This is a genomic window from Pseudomonas sp. 34 E 7 (assembly GCF_900005715.1).
Classification (GTDB): domain Bacteria; phylum Pseudomonadota; class Gammaproteobacteria; order Pseudomonadales; family Pseudomonadaceae; genus Aquipseudomonas; species Aquipseudomonas orientalis_A.
This window is the reverse complement of record NZ_CVTX01000032.1, coordinates 1-17,668: the sequence shown is the minus strand read 5'-3', so window position 1 is coordinate 17,668 and position 17,668 is coordinate 1. Positions and strand designations below refer to the sequence as shown.

The following is a 17,668-nucleotide window of genomic DNA, read 5'->3' as shown; positions in this document are numbered from 1 at the left end:
GACGGGTGGCTGCACGGCCACCACCGACGAGCGCAGGTACCAGTTGTTTTCCGTGCCGGCGGTCACGCCGCCTTTGAACAGCCGATATTCATAGGCACCGGCAGACACTGAGCCCTTTAACGCAAAGGCATCTGCGCTGCTGGTCGTGCCGTTGAGGGCCTGGACCACCTCGATGCCACTGTTCTGAGTCAGCCCGCCTGCACCGCCCAGATTGGTGACGCCCAGTTGCGTGTGACCGCCGATAATTGCGTCGGACACCACCAGCTTGTCGGTCGCGGAGTTGTCATCACCGAGGGCGCTTTGCAGCCACAGCTGGCCGTTATTGCCCACATAGTTGCCATGCACCGTCAATGAACTGTTCGCGCTGTTGTCGGTGGTCATGTCAACAGTGCCGGCATTGTTCAGCGTCGCCAGTTGGCCCGCGGTGTAGGGGCGGATTGCGCCCTGGCTCACCGCCAGGGTACTGCTGCCATCGATGTTGAACGTACCGGTGTTGCTCGCACTGTCACCGAGGAAAAAGTCCCCGGCCAGAGCAAAGCGCGAGGCGTTGTTGAGGTTGACCGTCTCCCAGCCGATATAGCGGGTGGGCGTACTGGAAGTGCTGTTATCGAACGTCAATTGATCATTGCCCAGGCCGCCGTCAATCGACGGCGTGGCGGCCAAACGGCTTTCATCAAGAGTGCTGAGCAAGGCGGTGTCGTCACCATCGCCCATCAAGACTGAAGACTGGATTGCGCCGCCATTGCGCCAGATGAACGTGTCGTTGCCGAAACTGGCGCGGATTTCACCTTTGATCACGCCGCCGCTCACCGTAATGATGTCATCGCCGCCGCTGGTGCTGATATTGCCGCCGACGCTGCCTGTTCCCGAGATGTCGATCCTGTCCTTGCCGAACCCGGTGACCAGGTTGCCGAGGATCTCGCCGCCGGTCATCTCGTAGACGTTATCGTCCAGTTTCATGTCGACCCGGCCAATCGTGCCGCCGGTTTGTCGCGCCACGTCACCGTCGACGAATTCCCGTTCGATGACGCCGCCGGTCATCAGGAAGGTATCGAGGCCATCGCCCTGGGCCAGCGAAACAATCCGCCCGCCGTTCATGGCGAAGTCATCGATGCCGGCGCCTTGTTGCACGGCACCCAGGATACTGCCGGCATCAATCAGGATGCGATCGGCGCCCGCGCCGAACGTGACAGGGCCGTTGATGGTTCCCGTACCACCGGCGGGCAGCGTCAGGCGGTTGTTGCCCTGAAGATCGGTGAGCCCGGCGGTGCTGGTGCCGCTGTCGCAGACGAACGTATCGTCACCGGGACCGGGGCTGAAAGCGCACGCGGCATGCGCGGGCTGGGGCGTGAAGTACTGCAGTGAAAGGATGCCGACAGCAATAACGGCTCGGGTTGGGAAACCAGATGCCTTGGTCATGACGCGTCCTACGTATTGTTTTTAGTTACTGCTGTTCTTCGGTGTAGCACAGCTTCGCTGCATGGCAAGCTTTTTGGATAAAAGGTAAAGGCCGCGCAGGGCACGGCCGGTGGGGCTATCAGCCTAATTGGCGACGGTAGGGCAAGTCCGGCCCGGTGCGGGTGCAGGTCAGCGCCGCCGCGCGGATGGCAAAGCCGAGCATGGCGTCGATCTGTTCGCGGCTGAGCTGGAGCAGCCCTTCAACCGAGTCCAATTGCTGCTCGGTCAACCAGGCGATCAGCGCCGCCTGGAAGGTATCGCCGGCGCCCACCGTGTCGGCCATCACGATGTCGATAGCCGGTTGTGACCAGGTGCCGTGCCGGCGGCTGAACACACTGGCGCCGTCGCCGCCACGGGTGAGAAATATCAGCTGGCAGCGGTGTTGCAGCCAGCCTTGCAGCACGCTTTCGGGCGATTGCTCGGGGTAGAGCAGGTGCAGGTCCTCATCGCTGACCTTGATCAGGTCCGCATGCTTGACCAGCTCGGCGATACGGTCGCGCCACAGCTGGATGTCCGGTTGCGGGTTAAGGCGCACATTGGGGTCGAGGCTGATCAGGCGCTTGCCGCTTTCGCGCTGGACCAGGGCCAGCAGCGTGTCGCCGATGGGTTGCACCACCAGCGAGAACGAGCCGATATGCAGCCCGCGAATCTCATCGCCCAGTACCGGCAGATGCGCGACCTGCAGTTGCCGATCGGCGCAACCTTCGCCGCGAAAGCTGTATTGCGGCGAGCCATTGGCACCCACGGCAACCATCGCCAGCGTGGTTGGTGCGGCGAACTCCACGAGAAATTGCCGGCTCACGCCTTCATCCTCGAGCACCTGCACCAGGCGCCGGCCGAGGAAGTCGGTGGACACTCCGCCGAACAGTCCGGCCTCGATGCCCAGGCGGCGCAAGCCCACGGCCACGTTGAACGGCGACCCGCCGGCAATCGACTTGTAGTTGACCTTGGACGCAAGCCCGCTGGCATCCTCCTCGCTGAAAAAATCAAACAGTGCTTCACCGCACACCAGATACATAGTCGCTCGCTCTTAAAGGTTTGCCACAAGCTGTTGATAGCGCTCGTAGGCCTGTTGATAGGCCCTGACATTGGCCGGCACCGGCAGGGTGCGGCTGGCCGGGTCAAGGCTCACGCATTTGTCGCACAGGCTGGCCAGGGATTCGCCGGACTGGCACCACGCCGCCTGGATCGCCGCGCCCAGGGCTGCGGCCTCGCTTTGTTCGGTACACACCACTTCGGTGTTCATGATATCGGCAACCATCTGCCGCCACAGCGGGCTTTTCGAACCGCCGCCGATCAAGCGGATGCCCAGGCTTTGCAGGCCGGTCTGGCGCAGCAGGTCGAGGCCGTAACGCAAGCCGAAGGTGGTGCCTTCGACCACCGCACGGCACAGGTTGGCGCGGGTCAGGTTGGTCATGGTCAGGCCGTGCAGGCTGCCGGTGGCCTGGGGCAGGGCGGGCACCCGTTCGCCGTTGAGGAACGGCAGCATGCTCACCCCGTCCGCGCCGATGGGGGCCTGTTCGACCAGGGCGTTGAAGGCGTTCAAGTCCAGCTCGAACAGCTCGCGCACCACGCCGGTGGCGTTGGTCAGGTTCATGGTGCAGATCAACGGCAACCAGCCGCCGCTGGAGGAGCAGAAGGTGGCGACCGACGCCTGGGGACTGACGTTGGGCTGGTCGGCAAACGCGTAGACGGTGCCCGATGAGCCCAGGCTCATGGTGATCACGCCCGGTGCGATATTGCCGGTGCCGATGGCGCCCATCATGTTGTCACCGCCGCCGCTGGCGACAATCGCCTGGGGGTTGATGCCCAGGCGCTCGGCGATGCCCGGCAGGATCGTGCCCACCGCCTGGTCGGCGGCGATCAGCTCGGGCAGCGCCGCTTGCAGGCGCCCGCTGGGGTCGATGTGCTGCAGCAGCGCCACGTCCCATTCACGGCGGCGCACGTCGAAATAGCCGGTGCCTGAAGCATCGCCGTATTCGGCGACGGCGCGGCCGGTGAGCCAGTAGTTGAGGTAGTCATGGGGCAACAGGATATGGGCGATGCGCGCAAACAGGTCCGGATGCCGTTCGCGGGTCCACAGCAGTTTGGACACGGTGTAGCCCGGCGCAATGACCACGCCCAGGCGCTCCAGCGAGCCGCTTTCGCCGCCCAGGTGCTGCAACAGGCGCTCGTTTTCGGCGGCGGTCTCGGTGTCGCACCACAGCTTGGCCGGGCGCAGCACCCGGCCCTGGGCGTCGAGCAGAACCAGGCCATGTTGCTGGCCGGACACGCCGATGCCGAGGATGTCCTGGCCGTCCACCCCGGCCTGTTGCAAGGCGCGGTGAGTGGCTTCGGTGAAGGCGTCCAGCCATTCCTGGGTGTGTTGCTCACGCCGGCCGTTGGCGCCGCTGAGCAGGGTGTGCGCGGCGGCGCCCAGGCCCAGTACCTTGCCGCTGGATGCATCGAGGACGATGGCCTTGGTGCCCTGGGTGCCGCAGTCGATGCCGAGGAACAGGTTTTGCTGGGTCATGATGGAGTGCTCAGCAGTTTTATTGTTGGAGTTGCCAATGCGGTCAATGTGGGAGGGGGCTTGCCCCCGATAGCAGTGGGTCAGTGAAAGATTTATTAACTGACACACCCTCATCGGGGGCAAGCCCCCTCCCACAGTTTTAAGCCGGTTTCTTCAGTAACCGCTTCAGGGTTTCAGTGACGCCGTGATCGCGCAAACTTGCATAACACCGCTCGAACGCTGCCACAAACGCGGGCGAGTTGGGAATAGCCTTGCCGAAAATCTCTTCAACCCCCAGCAAGCGCTTGCTGATCAAGCTGTCATCGCTGACCAGTTGCTGGCAGAACTGCGCGCGCGGGTCAGGGATGGTGTAGCTCACGCCATTCTCATCGACACCCTTGAGATACAACGCCCACGCAGCGACCACCAGCGCAGCCCGTTCTGTCTCACGGTCGCCCGCAATCAGGCGATTGATCGTTGGCACCGTGAACTTTGGAAACTTCGAGGAGCCATCCGAACACACGCGCTCCAACTGGTCGGCAATCGCCTGGTTGGAAAACCGCTCGACCAGGGTCTGTTTGTACTCGGTCAGGTTGATGCCCGGCACCGGCGCCAGGTTCGGCGTGACGTCCAGGTCCATGTAGGCGCGCATGTAGGCGACAAACAGCGGGTCGTTCATGGTTTCGTGAACGAACCGGTAGCCCTTGATAAACCCCAGGTACGTCAGGGCCAGGTGGCTGCCGTTGAGCAGGCCGATCTTCATTTCCTCGTAAGGCGTTACGTCATCGGTGAACTGCACGCCGACCTTTTCCCAGGCCGGGCGCCCGCTGACGAATTTGTCTTCCAGCACCCATTGCACAAAAGGCTCGCACACCACCGGCCACGCATCGTCAACGCCGTGCTCATCATGCAATTGCAGGCGGTGGGCGGTGCTGGTCATCGGCGTGATGCGGTCGACCATGGCATTCGGGAAGCTCACATTGGCCTGGATCCAGTCATGCAGCTCGGCATTGTGCAGCGCGGCGAACGCCAGCAGCGCCTTGCGCGTCACAGCGCCGTTGTGCGGCAGGTTATCGCAGGACATTACCGTGAACGCCGGAGTGCCGGCGGCGCGGCGCCGGGTCAGGGCGGCGCAGAGAAAACCGAACACGGTCTTCGGTGCGTTCGGGTGCGCCAGGTCATGCTGGATCTGGGGCAGGTGGGCCATGAACTCGCCGTTGCTGTCGTCGATGCAGTAGCCGCCTTCGGTGATGGTCAGCGACACGATACGGATGGCCGGCTCGGCCAGTTTATCGATCAGCGCCTGGGCGCCGTCTTCGGCCAGCAGCATGTCGCTGATCGCGCCGATCACGCGCACTTCGGTGTCGTCGGTATCGCCCAGCTCATACAGGGTGAACAGATAGTCCTGGCCGGCGAGGTCGTCGCGGGCCTTGCGGTCTTCGGCCCGCAGGCCCACGCCGCAGATGCTCCAGTCCAGGCCTTCACCGGTGTTCATCAGGGCATCGGTGTAAAACGCCTGGTGCGCCCGATGGAAACCGCCGACGCCGATATGCGCGATGCCTTGCGATGTGCTGGCGATGGCATAGGTGGGCCGTTGTACTTCGGGTGCCAACTGGGTGAGGGTGTGTTTGTTCAGCTTCATGGCGTAATACTCGCGAAATCAGGCGGCGGCGCGCAGGGGGCGGGTGACGGCCACGCCATCGGTGTCGAACAGATGGCAGTGCGCCGGGTCCAGGTGCAGGTGCAGCGTCTCGCCGTACTGGCTGGCCATGTCGCCACGGATGCGCATGGTCAGCGGCTCGCCGTTGGCGGTGATGACGTGGCAGAAGGTGTCGCTGCCCAGGCGCTCGCCGACGTCGGCGGTGACGGTCAGGGTGGTCTGGCCCGGCGCGGCGATTTCCAGGTGCTCGGGGCGAATGCCCAGGGTCACCGCGCTGCCCACGCTCAAGCTGGCGCCGCTGAGCGGCAGACTGATCAGGGTGCCGGCGTCGAGCTGCACGTCACATCCCTGGCCTTCGACACGGGTGACCTTGCCCTTGAGGAAACCCATCTTCGGCGTGCCGAGAAAACCCGCCACGAACAGATTGGCCGGCTGGTGGTACAGCTCCAGCGGCGAGCCGACCTGTTCGATGCGGCCGCTGTTGAGCACCACGACTTTGTCGGCCAGGGTCATGGCTTCGACCTGGTCGTGGGTCACGTAGATCATGGTCGCCTGCAGCTCTTTATGCAGGCGCGCCAGTTCCAGGCGCATCTGCACGCGCAGGGCGGCGTCGAGGTTGGACAGCGGTTCGTCGAACAGGAAAATCTTCGGGTTGCGCACAATCGCCCGGCCAATCGCCACGCGCTGGCGCTGGCCGCCGGAGAGCTGCTTGGGCTTGCGCTCCAGCAGCGGGCCCAGTTCCAGGATGCGCGCCGCTTCATTGACTTTGCTCTCGACGATTTTCTTGTCGACGCCGGCCAGGTCCAGGGCGAACGACATGTTCTTGCGCACACTCATGTGCGGGTACAGCGCGTAGGTCTGGAACACCATCGCCAGGTCGCGCTTGGCCGGGGTCACTTCGGTGATGTCGCGGCCATCCAGTTCGATGCTGCCCTCGGTCACTTCTTCCAGGCCGGCGATCAGCCGCAGCAACGTGGATTTGCCGCAGCCCGACGGGCCGACGAACACCACGAATTCCTTGTCGTTCACTTCCAGGTCGATGCCCTTGATGATGGAAAAACCTTCGAAGCCTTTTTGCAGATTCTTGATTTTCAGGTTGGCCATGATGGGCCCTCCGCTTGGAATTATTATTTGACGGCGCCAAAGGACAAACCGCGCACCAACTGCTTCTGGCTGATCCAGCCAAAGATCAGGATGGGCGCGCAGGCCAGGGTCGACACGGCGGACAATTTGGCCCAGAACAAGCCTTCGGGGCTGGAGTAGGAGGCGATCAGCGCAGTCAGCGGCGCGGCGCTGGAGGACGTCAGGTTCAGCGACCAGAAGGCCTCGTTCCAGCACAGGATCAGCGACAGCAACACGGTCGACGCCAGACCGCCCTTGGCGATCGGCAGCAGCACGCGGACCATTTCCTGCCACAGGGTGGCGCCGTCCAGGCGGGCGGCTTCGAGGATGTCCTTGGGGATGTCCTTGAAGTAGGTGTACACCATCCACACCACGATCGGCAGGTTGATCAGGGTGTAGATGATGATCAGCGCAATGCGCGTGTCGAGCAGGCCAAAGCTCTTGGCCAGCAGGTAGATCGGCATCAGCACGCCCACCGGTGGCAGCATCTTGGTGGACAGCATCCACAGCAGCGTGCCCTTGGTGCGCTGGGTTTCATAGAACGCCATGGAGTAGGCGGCCGGCACCGAGATCAGCAGGCACAAGGCGGTGGCGCTGAAGGAAATCAGCACCGAATTCCACGCGTAGGCAAAATAGTTGCTGCGCTCGTTGATGTGCAGGTAGTTCTCCAGCGTCGGCGTGAAGATGAACTGCGGCGGCGTGGCGAACGCGTCGATTTCGGTCTTGAAGCTGGTCAGCACCATCCAGAAGATCGGGAAGAAGATCAGGATCGCGATGGCCCAGGCCAGGGTGCCGAGCAACAGGCTTTGCAGGCGGCGGGATTGTTGAAGCGTCATGGCGCGGCCCTCAAGGCTTGTCAGTCAGGTTTTTGCCGATCATCCGCACCAGGATGATCGCCGCGATATTGGCGATGACCACGGCAATCAAGCCGCCGGCCGAGGCCATGCCCACGTCGAACTGCACCAGCGCCTGGTTGTAGATCAGGTAGGCGAGGTTGGTCGAGGCGTAGCCCGGACCACCGTTGGTGGTGGTGAAGATTTCGGCGAACACCGAGAGCAGGAAAATGGTTTCGATCATCACTACCACGGCAATCGGACGGGCCAGGTGGGGCAGGGTCAGGTGCCAGAAGATCGCAATGGCGCCGGCCCCGTCCAGGCGTGCGGCTTCCTTCTGTTCCTGGTCCAGAGACTGCATGGCGGTCATCAGCAACAGGATCGCGAAGGGCAGCCACTGCCACGACACAATGATGATGATCGACAGCAACGGGTAGTGCGCCAGCCAATCCACGGGCTCGGCGCCGAAGAACTTCCACACGGCGGCGAGAATCCCCGACACCGGGTGGAAAATCAGGTTCTTCCAGATCAACGCACCGACGGTGGGCATGATGAAGAACGGCGAAATCAGCATCACCCGCACGATGCCACGCCCGAGGAATTCACTGGCCTCCAGCAGCGCACTGATCAATACGCCGAACACCACGCTGATCAGCAACACACTGCCCACCAGCAACAGGGTATTGGTGGCGCCGGGCAGAAAGCCCGAGTCGGTGACGAAGTAGGTGAAGTTTTCCAGCCCCACGAACTGGTTTTCGCCGGGGTAGAGCAGGTTGTAGCGGATCAGCGAAAAGTACAGGGTCATGCCCAGCGGCACGATCATCCACAGCAGCAACAGGGCCACCGAGGGGCTGACGAGGAACCAGCCGGGGTTGGCCAGGCGGTTTTTGGGCGTTGTATTCATGGTGATCAGGACCAGATAGAGACAGGTGCGCAAAAGCCCTGTAGGAGCGAGCTTGCTCGCGAAAAAGGTACATCCGACACCGCGATGCGCTTGGAATACCTTCGCGAGCAAGCTCGCTCCTACAGGTTATGGGGGTTATTTGGGGTAACCGGCCCGCTTCATTTCCCGCTCGGTGGTGGTCTGCGCGGCGGTCAACGCGGCATCCACGGTCTGCTGACCGGTCAATGCACCGGAGAAGAACTTGCCGACCTGGGTACCAATCGCCTGGAACTCGGGAATGGTCACCAACTGGATACCGATATACGGCACCGGCTTCTCGGTGGGCTTGGTCGGGTCCGCCACTTTCAGCGATTCCAGGGTCACCTTGGCGAACGGCGCGGCCTTCATGTACTCGTCGCTGTAGGTAGACTTGCGCGTGCCTGGCGGGACGTTGGCGACGCCGTCGGTCTTGGCGACCAATGCGCCATATTCTTTAGAGGTGGCCCAACTGGTGAACACCTTGGCGGCGTCCTTGGCCTTGGAACTGGTGGGGATCGCCAGGCTCCAGGAGTACAGCCACGAAGTGCCCTTGTCGGTCTTCTCGTGCGGGGCGAAGGTAAAGCCGACGTGCTCGGCCACCTTGCTCTGGGTTTTGTCGGTGACAAACGAGCCGGCCACGCTGGCGTCCACCCAGATCGCGCACTTGCCGCTGTTGAACAGCGCCAGGTTCTCGTTGAAGCCGTTACTGGAGGCACCCGGCGGGCCGGATTTCTTCATGTTGTCGACGTAGAAATTCAGCGCGTCCTTCCACTCGGGGCCGTTGAATTCGGGCTGCCATTTCTCATCGAACCAGCGCGCGCCGAAGCCGTTGGCCAGGGTGGTGATCAGCGCCATGTTCTCGCCCCAACCGGCTTTGCCGCGCAGGCACAGGCCGTATTGCTCTTTGGATTTGTCGGTGAGTTTGGCCGCGAATTCGCCGATCTGGGTCCAGGTCGGGTGCTCGGGCATGCTCAGCCCGGCGTCCTTGAACAGGTCGGTGCGGTAATAGGTGATGGAGCTTTCAGCGTAGAACGGCAGGGCGTACAGCGAGCCCTTGACGGACAGGCCGTCACGTACTGAAGGGAATACGTCGTCAAGGTCGTAGGACGCCGGCAGGTCCTTCATGGGTTCCAACCAACCCTTGGCGCCCCACAGTGCGGCTTCGTACATGCCGATGGTCAACACATCGAACTGCCCGCCCTGGGTGGCGATGTCGGTGGTCAGGCGTTGGCGTAGCACGTTTTCTTCAAGCACCACCCAGTTCAGCTTGATCTCCGGATGCTCGGCCTCGAAGGTTTTCGAGAGCTTCTGCATGCGGATCATGTCGCTGTTGTTGACGGTGGCAATGGTCAGGGTTTGCGCGCCAAGGCTGACGGCGCTGAGGGTCATGCAAGAAAAGGCTATGAGAGCTTTTGCTGTGAACTTCATCGCGCACTCCATTTCCGCGCCCAGAGGGCTACAGAAGGACGGTTATTGTTGTTGTGTCTTCCCACAGGGAGTCAGGAAGAGTGTGCGTTGATTACAGCCCGCAAACGCCGCGATGACAAATCCTTGGGAGCACTGGGACTGATACTTTTTTGCACTGCACGGGTACAGCGGTAGCGCAGCGTCATGACGCGGTCACCTGTTAATTCTGACAGTAGACGCAGAAAAACAACGGGGAGTTAATGGCCAGGCATACACCCACCTGGAGATGTTCATGAACCTTTTCCGTGTAAACCTCAAAACCAATAAAGCGCTATTAGGCCTGATGATTGCGGGTTTTCTCAGTGCGTGCAGCACCGGATCGGCGTTGGATTCACGAGACCCGCCATGTACCAAAGCGGGCTATTTTAAAAGCACCAATGTGGTAGGTGGATTCCATCGGTGTGTCTATAACACCAGCATTCAACGGTGGATTCAATATCCCTATAACTGCCCGACCGGGTTGGAGTTCGATGAGTCCAAGCAAGCCTGTGTGAGACCCTGACGGGACTGCCTGTCCTGACACTTTCACGCCACACCAAGGCATTGAAAAGGGATCGGTACCCAGGTACCGATCCCTTTTTTACATCTACATCACGGTCGGATACGGCATCTGTGTGATACAGATATCATCGATGTCATACACCCCACCGGTGGTTGGGTTTCTGACCGAAACCGAGGCCTCGAACGGTTTACCGGGCAAATAACCGAGTGCCACATTGACGCTGAGCCAAGTATTGATCTGCGGCACGTTTTGCGTCCACTTCAAGGTGCCCAGGTGAATCTCGACAAAGGTCGGCGCTCCAATCGCGGCAAACTTGTTGATCCTGTAGCGGAAGCTGACGCGGTAGTAGCCCGCGGCGGCAGGCGTAAGCACTTTGTACAGACTGACGCCACTGCCGGTACCCGGTGTTGACTGCCAGAAATAGTTGCCATTCGATTCGCGGCGAATGCCCGCATCCGGCCATTCACTGAGCCAGTAGTTCATGTAATTGTCATTGAACGTCGTGCACTCCTTGATCATCACGCTTTGCAGCGTGTAACGGGTGGGTGGAAATTCAATCGCCTGCAATTCATCCCTTACACCATTGAGCGCCGCTTTGAATTGCAGGGTCAGTTGGCTGCGATTGCCAAGGTCTCGCAGGTAATTGCTCAATACGGTTTCCAGGTGATAACCCTGGCTGATCCAGGCCGCGTCGACCTCGGCCCTGTCGGAACCATTCATCAGGGTCAGGTTATGCGGCGTACCGTCGGCTCTGACACCGTACAAATACAGCCATACGGGCAGACCCGGGCGCATAAATGCAAAGGTCGTCACCCTGGCAGTGGCGTTGCCGGGCAGGGCATCCACATCGATCACGCCGTTGGCGGAGGCTTGGTCGATACGAATCACGGTTTTTTTCAGTTCGGTCAGCGGCAGGCTTTCAAGACTGACCGTGAGCGGTACCGAAGGCCGGGTTTCCCCGCCTCGTGTCACCGTATACCTGATCGTGAACTGCGTGGACGTGTTGCCGATATTCGCGGCGATCACTGATGCGGGCACGTCGACGATGACGGTGCCATCGGTTTCGCCGTACTTCGGCCCGATCACGGTTGAGCCGGCAGCGGTACTGCCCAGGACTTCCACGAAGAGGATGTCGCTGCTATACATCGGGCCGTAGGACACCTGCACATGCGCCCCATACTGGGCATTCAAGGGGGCCAGGGTGACCCGTGTGCCGGAGCCGGTTGCCTCGATCAGGCTCGGCACCGGGAACTGCGTGGGCAAGGCCTGAATGGTATAGCGCCGCTCCTTGAACCACACCGCATTAGACAGTTCGGCGCTGCGGTCGAACGTTACCCCGAAGCGCATGCTCAGTGGGGAGCCGTCCTTGAGCTTGCGCAATTCAGCGACCGGCGCCGGTGGACGAATACCGTTCAATTCGCCGTCCTGTGTCACCAGGTCAGCGGTGTAAAAGCTGTGGTAGAAGGGATAGCCGTCAGCGTAGGTGCCGGACATCTCGAACCACATGCGCTGGAACCGATGACTGAAGTGCCAGTGGTCTTCAATCGCGCGTTCAGTGCCGTTCAATGTGGCGAGATTCAGCACGCCATCACGAGAATGGCCTTCTATGTAGGGTTCTGTCAGTGGCGGTGGCAACAATTCCAGGGCCAGTACTGGCGAAGGGGTCTCATGCTCGCCTCGCATGACGAAGTACTGCACCTCAATGAAGTGTCCCTGGGCCTGGATATTGGCGCCCACCACCTCCGGGTCGATATGAAAGTGCAGGACTTTCGAAGAGCTGCCGTATTGGGTCTCGCAATAAGTACCGATGCCCGCAATGCCGGTCCAGCAACAGCGAACCTGGTGGGAAGGCAGCATCTGCGGGTACTCGACGACAACAGTCGCGCCGTTTAACGCGGCCACTGCCGCCAACTGGTCGGGATAGCGCGTGGCCTGCGAGACCTCGGGACGCAGGAGGGTCAGCGCCTGGCCCACAGTAATGGTCCGGCGCTCCGAATAACGGCGTCGGCTGCCGTCCTTGGGTACCAAGGTGTAGCTCAGGCGGATCTCGTTATTGTCATTGGCAATGACGAACGCTTCGTCCACCAGGACCACCACCGGTTTGCCGGCCGTATCGGAAAAGAGCTCGACTTCCCCTCCAGTGGTTCCGCTGGCGTTGGCGCCCAGCCATGTCCAGAGGAACTTGTCCCCAGGGACCGTGCGTATGTAGGGCAGCGTCAGCTTGAGCTGACCTCCGATCACGCTGGCAGGGTCCAGGTTGTCGAACACGTCGACATACTGCAATAGCGGCGCAGGCAACTCAGCGACGACCGATCCGAATATGACTTCCAATACTTCGGACTTGCGCACCGTTTGTACGCCTGGGCCGAGGGTACGCATCGTGTGGTCGTTGACGAGGTAGTAGACCTTGACCGGTCCCACGCCAATGAAGGGCGCAAAATCCTCCTGCAGTACGATGCGAAAGCGGTCAGGTGGCGGTGGTGCACCTGCGTTCACGGTTTCTTCGTAGTCAATCAGTCCACCACCAGGTCGCGGTGCTTCCATGCGAAAGGTCACACTGTTGTTGGGTGAGTAAGGGCTATACACCGGGAAAATGGCTTTGATGAAAGGGTGTTCCGGGTCAATCAGGCCGCCCTCGTCTTGCTCGATTCGCATTGGGGGCATCATTTTTTTCGTGCCGAACACGCGAATACCCAAGCCTCGAGAAGCGCGCAGGAAGGCGCCACTGGCCGTCGTCAGGGTATATTCGATGCGCAATTGTCCATCGATCACGTCTTCGAGGTACTTGTTGTCCAATACGATGGAGGACGAGAGGCCGATACGCGCAGCAAATGCCGGCAGCGTCACGACGTTGGATGAGCAATCGGGGTAGAACTGGGTCAGTTTGACGTGGATCAGCGCGCCTGTTGGTGTAGGTGTGGACGGACCACCAGGGTAGAGCGCGGGTAGCGTACGCGGAACGACCATTTCCGCGCTAAACACCTCGTCTCCCTGGGTGTCGAAATTCAGCTCGTCGACTGACTCACCGCCCACCACGAAGTGCGGCTGATCAAGCAAGCCGGGTTCAAGGTCGGCCTCCAGCTTGATCACCTTCGACCACTGGGGGTCTTCCCCGGAATAGTTGAGTACGCGGTCAAATACCCGGAAGAGAATGGACACTGCGCCGCTGCCCCCTGAAATAATGGTTTCTTCGGGTACATGCACGATGATGGGCTTAATACCATCAACGTGTTGCTGATCGATTTTTTGAAAAACAGCGATACCGTTCCACCACACTTCAATGGTGTCGCCTACCGTGCAGAACGGATAAAAGTCACAGGTCAAGTCCACACCCGCCTGGGCACGCACGGGGTCTAACGTCGTGTCCTTGAGATCATCAGGCAGGTGTATCACCAGGTTCGAGTGGAACCATGGGTAGATGCTGCGTCCCCCTGGCCGCGTGGTTTTGGTGAACCACGTCTGAGGTGGGGATGTGCTGGGCGTGGCGCTGGCCACTCTGGTCACTTCACCGAAGCAGGGATAAATCGTGCCTTCGGGCACCAGCGATGCGGGAATGACCAACTGCACACGGTCCTTGTACACATCTTCCGGGTAGACCTCGCCTGCAGCCAAGGCGTAGCTGGTGCTGCCGGCGAAAAATTTATAGGTGTCACCGACATTGAAGTTAAACCATCTTTCAAACGTCACGATCAGCCACGGATCGATTTGTCGAATGCCCAACCCCACGTCAGCATCCAGATTCGGCTGCAGCGCGCCGTTGACATAAGGCGGGTCAAGGTCGACGGCGGAGGGCGATGCGGGCTCGTGGGGCGGGGATTGATACCGGGGAATGGGCAGGTTGGAGGACGTTATTTCTTTCATAGTGAGCGCTCCTTGTACAGTGATGAAACCGGGCAAGGAAATCACACACCCCTGGCAGCAGAGCGGATAGCTGTCAAAGTTGACAGAAGCGACGAGTGGTTGAATCAGCGCTCAGGCCTGATTTTGCTCGGTCAACCGTTGCACCGCCAGGCGCCGATAATGCGAAGGCGTCATGCCCTTGAGCTGCTGAAAGCGCCGATTGAAGTTGGAAATGTTATTGAAGCCCGACTCAAAGCACACATCCGTCACGGCCTTGTCGCCATCGGCCAGCAACTCGCAGGACTTGCTGATGCGCAGCCGGTTGACGAATTCAATGAACGTCCTTCCGGTGGCCTGCTTGAACACCCGGGAAAAATACGTCGGCTTCATCCCCAGGTACTCCGCCACTTCTTCCAGCGGCAACTCCCGGGCGTAGTGGGCAAAGATGTAGTCCACCGCGCGGTTGGTGCGGTCGATGCTGTGTTCGTCGGCTTGCTGTGGGGTGGTCACGCCGGACAGCAGTTGGTAGTCCTCACAGGCGCTCAACACTTCCAGCAGGATAAAAAAGTGCCCCAGGCGCGCCATGCCGTGGGCGTCCTCGATCTGCTGCATCAGGGTCATGGCCTGGGCGATAGTCTTTTTGCAGCGGAATTCGATGCCGTAATGGGCGCGCTCGAGCAACGGCGCCAGGCTCTTGAGTTCGGCGAAGATGTGGCTGCCGTGTTCGAACAGCTCATCGGTGAAGTTCACCAGCATGTCGCGCTTGGGCACTACCTCGTCTTCCTCCACCTGGCTGATCCAGTTGTGGGGCAGGTTGGGGCCGGTCAGAAACAGGCTTTCCGGGTAGAAGTTGCCGATGTAGTCACCGATAAACACCTTGCCCGAGCTGGCGACGATCAGGTGCAGTTCGTATTCCTTATGGAAGTGCCAGCGCACCAGCGGGCAGGGGAAGCCGTGCTGGCGATAGATGATGGACAGACCGTTGTGATCGTCCATCAGCTCGTAGGAAGGGTCGGTGATGCGCGTTGCTCGGGTCATGTTGCCGTCGCTTTATTGTGGTCGCTGCGTAGGATAATGCCCCGTCGCGCGCGACCTCGCCAGTGACAGCATTACAGGGTGCGGTTTTTTGCCTCGATCCACTGGGACATGTACTGGGTACTTTTATGCGCATGATGGCGCAGCATGCTGCCGGTGAAGTTGTCCCGGCGATGGGCGGCGAGGTGGTGGCGGCAGTGTTCCAGGCAGGCCACCAGCGCAGGCCCGTGGACCGATTGGTCGTAGCGCTGGGCAAGCAGTTGACGACCGTTTTCCTGGGCCTGGGTCCAGCGCTCGCGGTCCTGGTAGAGGGCCACGGCAGCGGCGGCCAGGGCCGGGGCGTCGTGAGCGATTACGCCGGGCCAGGGATGATCATCGCCCATGGCCTCGGCGCCGATAGGGGTGGTGACATTGGGCGTGCCGCACAGCATCGCATCGATCAACTTGCCCTTGATGCCCGCGCCAAAGCGCAGCGGTGCCAGGCAAATACGCGCGGCGCTCATCACTTGCAGCGCGTCCTCGGCCCAGTTCATCACATGAAAACCCTGGGCCGGGTTGTGCAGGGCGGTCGCCTTGGGCGGGGTGTACGCGCCGTAGATATGCAACTGCGCGCCCGGCAATTGCTGGCGGATCAGCGGCCACAGGCTGTTCTTCATCCATAGCACCGCGTCCCAGTTGGGCGCGTGGCGGAAGTTGCCGATGCTGAGAAAGTGCGCACGCTCTTCAAACGGCGCAAACGCGGCCTTGGGCGTCTGCAGCATCAACGGGCACCAGTGGAGCAGGGCGGCCGGCACCTTGAACTGTTCGGTGAGCAGACGGACTTCCACGTCGGAGATCATCAGGCTGATGTCACAGCGGTAAATCGCGGCGATTTCGCGCTTGGCCAGGTCGGTGTCGGCCATGCGTTGGAACTCGTCCTCCAGCGCCGGCGCGAACAGGGCGCTGAGGTCGTCGCTGTCGGGGTTGGCCTTTACGTGCTCCTTGAAACGCTGGTGGCGGGCGTCGCGCAGGCTCTGCAGGTCGGAGGTCTCCAGCACGCGCAGGGCGTCGGGGCAGCACTTTTCGACGCGCCAGCCGAATTGCTCTTCCATCATGAAACGGTCGAACAGCACGATATCCGGGGCCAGTTCGCGGACAAAATCATCGAAGCTGCTGTTATTCAGTTCAATGGCGCATTCAGCGATGCCGAGTGCGGGCAAGTCGGCCTTGTGTTCGCCGATGGCCGCCGGGCTGCTGAAGGTAATGTCCCAACCTTGTGTAAGAAAATTCTCAAGGATTTGCATCATATGCCCGCCCGCAGCCGAGGAGCGCGGCTCCGGCCAGACGTAACCAATGACCAGGACTTTGGTGGCGGGCTGATTCATCAACAGCGGTTTCCTTGAGGGACAGGCGAAAAGCGCGCAATTAAACCACAACCCGGCGGCATGACAATTTGTGTCTGGCGGTAGGTAGCGTCGGCACTTTGTGGTTAACTTCGGCCTCTCGAATTCGTTTAACCAAAACCCAGCATAAGGATTCCGTTCATGGCTCAAGTCACCCTTAAAGGCAACCCGGTCCAGGTTGAAGGCGAATTGCCACAAGTCGGCACCCAGGCGCCCGAGTTCACCCTGACCGCCGGCGACCTGTCGGACGCGACCCTGGCGAGCTTCGCCGGCAAGCGCAAAGTGTTGAACATCTTCCCAAGCGTCGACACCCCGACCTGCGCGACCTCGGTGCGCAAGTTCAATGCCCAGGCCAACGACCTGAACAATACCGTGGTGTTGTGCATTTCCTCGGATCTGCCGTTTGCCCAGGCACGTTTCTGCGGCTCCGAAGGCCTGGACAACGTCAAGAGCCTGTCGGACTTCCGCAGCGCCGCGTTCTCCCAGGATTACGGCGTAGACATCGTTGAAGGCCCGCTGCGCAGCCTCACTGCTCGCGCCGTTGTGGTGCTGGATGAGAACGACAAGGTGCTGCACAGCGAACTGGTTGCCGAAATCGGCCAGGAGCCAAACTACGAAGCAGCCCTGGCTGTTTTGAAGTAACTGTTTCTGCGCATGACTGTCGTAAGGCAGTCACACGTATGATGCAAGCTTGCGGCCTGGCCTAGTCCAGGCCGTTTTTATTTGGGTGTCAGCAGCTTAGCGAAACAGCCCGCAGACCAGGACCCGAATTTTAAAAGTTGTAAGCCCAAGGTAAATAGCCGGTAAAGGCGCTTTTCTAAATGCGCTCCAGTGCTTATCTTTCAGCCTCCCAAAGAAGAAGCTCTCGCGCCCAATGGTTGATCACTCCATGCAATCCTCCCCCCGCAACCCCCGTCGCTGGCTGTTCGGCCTGCTTGTGCTGCTGGTTATCGCCG

Annotated in this window: 13 protein-coding genes; 2 read left to right on the top strand and 11 right to left on the bottom strand. The window is 60.7% G+C overall.

Annotated features, from left to right (window positions below; all coding sequences use genetic code 11):
- The 8 genes from BFP96_RS01035 to BFP96_RS01000 all read right to left on the bottom strand — a co-directional run.
- Positions 1 to 1,419 (bottom strand): pertactin-like passenger domain-containing protein (locus BFP96_RS01035; protein WP_305885245.1); only part of this gene is annotated, 1,419 nt, incomplete at its 3' end.
- Positions 1,420 to 1,537: 118 nt separating this feature from the next.
- Positions 1,538 to 2,476 carry a carbohydrate kinase family protein gene (locus BFP96_RS01030; protein WP_065935411.1) on the bottom strand — a complete coding sequence of 313 codons (939 nt, stop codon included), beginning with the start codon at positions 2,474 to 2,476 and terminating at the stop codon, positions 1,538 to 1,540.
- Between the two features lie 12 nt (positions 2,477 to 2,488).
- Positions 2,489 to 3,970, bottom strand: coding sequence for a xylulokinase (xylB, locus tag BFP96_RS01025; RefSeq protein ID WP_065935410.1), 1,482 nt, complete (start codon positions 3,968 to 3,970; stop codon positions 2,489 to 2,491).
- 139 nt (positions 3,971 to 4,109) lie between these two features.
- Positions 4,110 to 5,591, bottom strand: coding sequence for a mannitol dehydrogenase family protein (locus BFP96_RS01020; RefSeq protein ID WP_065935409.1), 1,482 nt, complete (start codon positions 5,589 to 5,591; stop codon positions 4,110 to 4,112).
- Positions 5,592 to 5,609: 18 nt separating this feature from the next.
- Positions 5,610 to 6,713 carry an ABC transporter ATP-binding protein gene (locus BFP96_RS01015; protein WP_065898352.1) on the bottom strand — a complete coding sequence of 368 codons (1,104 nt, stop codon included), beginning with the start codon at positions 6,711 to 6,713 and terminating at the stop codon, positions 5,610 to 5,612.
- A gap of 23 nt (positions 6,714 to 6,736) precedes the next feature.
- Positions 6,737 to 7,567: a carbohydrate ABC transporter permease gene (locus tag BFP96_RS01010; protein WP_065887345.1), complete on the bottom strand. Its 831-nt coding sequence runs from the start codon at positions 7,565 to 7,567 to the stop codon at positions 6,737 to 6,739.
- Between the two features lie 10 nt (positions 7,568 to 7,577).
- Positions 7,578 to 8,468: a carbohydrate ABC transporter permease gene (locus tag BFP96_RS01005; RefSeq protein WP_065887342.1), complete on the bottom strand. Its 891-nt coding sequence runs from the start codon at positions 8,466 to 8,468 to the stop codon at positions 7,578 to 7,580.
- A gap of 135 nt (positions 8,469 to 8,603) precedes the next feature.
- Positions 8,604 to 9,875, bottom strand: coding sequence for an ABC transporter substrate-binding protein (locus BFP96_RS01000; RefSeq protein ID WP_370737789.1), 1,272 nt, complete (start codon positions 9,873 to 9,875; stop codon positions 8,604 to 8,606).
- Positions 9,876 to 10,179: 304 nt separating this feature from the next.
- On the opposite strand from BFP96_RS01000, the gene BFP96_RS31625 reads away from it, so the two are divergent.
- Positions 10,180 to 10,455: a chitin binding peritrophin-A domain-containing protein gene (locus BFP96_RS31625; protein WP_083203338.1), complete on the top strand. Its 276-nt coding sequence runs from the start codon at positions 10,180 to 10,182 to the stop codon at positions 10,453 to 10,455.
- 84 nt (positions 10,456 to 10,539) lie between these two features.
- Here the strand turns inward: BFP96_RS31625 and BFP96_RS00995 are convergent, their stop codons facing one another.
- The 3 genes from BFP96_RS00995 to BFP96_RS00985 form a co-directional block, all read right to left on the bottom strand.
- Positions 10,540 to 14,352, bottom strand: a complete 3,813-nt coding sequence (locus BFP96_RS00995; RefSeq protein ID WP_170875966.1) for a hypothetical protein — start codon at positions 14,350 to 14,352, stop codon at positions 10,540 to 10,542.
- Positions 14,353 to 14,427: 75 nt separating this feature from the next.
- Positions 14,428 to 15,333: an AraC family transcriptional regulator gene (locus BFP96_RS00990; protein WP_065898345.1), complete on the bottom strand. Its 906-nt coding sequence runs from the start codon at positions 15,331 to 15,333 to the stop codon at positions 14,428 to 14,430.
- A 71-nt stretch (positions 15,334 to 15,404) separates the two neighbouring features.
- The gene (locus BFP96_RS00985; protein ID WP_065935407.1) at positions 15,405 to 16,694 is read right to left on the bottom strand and encodes a glycosyltransferase; all 1,290 of its coding nucleotides are present in this window, start codon (positions 16,692 to 16,694) and stop codon (positions 15,405 to 15,407) included.
- A gap of 159 nt (positions 16,695 to 16,853) precedes the next feature.
- Between BFP96_RS00985 and tpx the strand changes: the two genes are divergently transcribed.
- Positions 16,854 to 17,354, top strand: coding sequence for a thiol peroxidase (gene tpx / locus BFP96_RS00980; RefSeq protein WP_065893188.1), 501 nt, complete (start codon positions 16,854 to 16,856; stop codon positions 17,352 to 17,354).
- Positions 17,355 to 17,668: the final 314 nt, after the last annotated feature.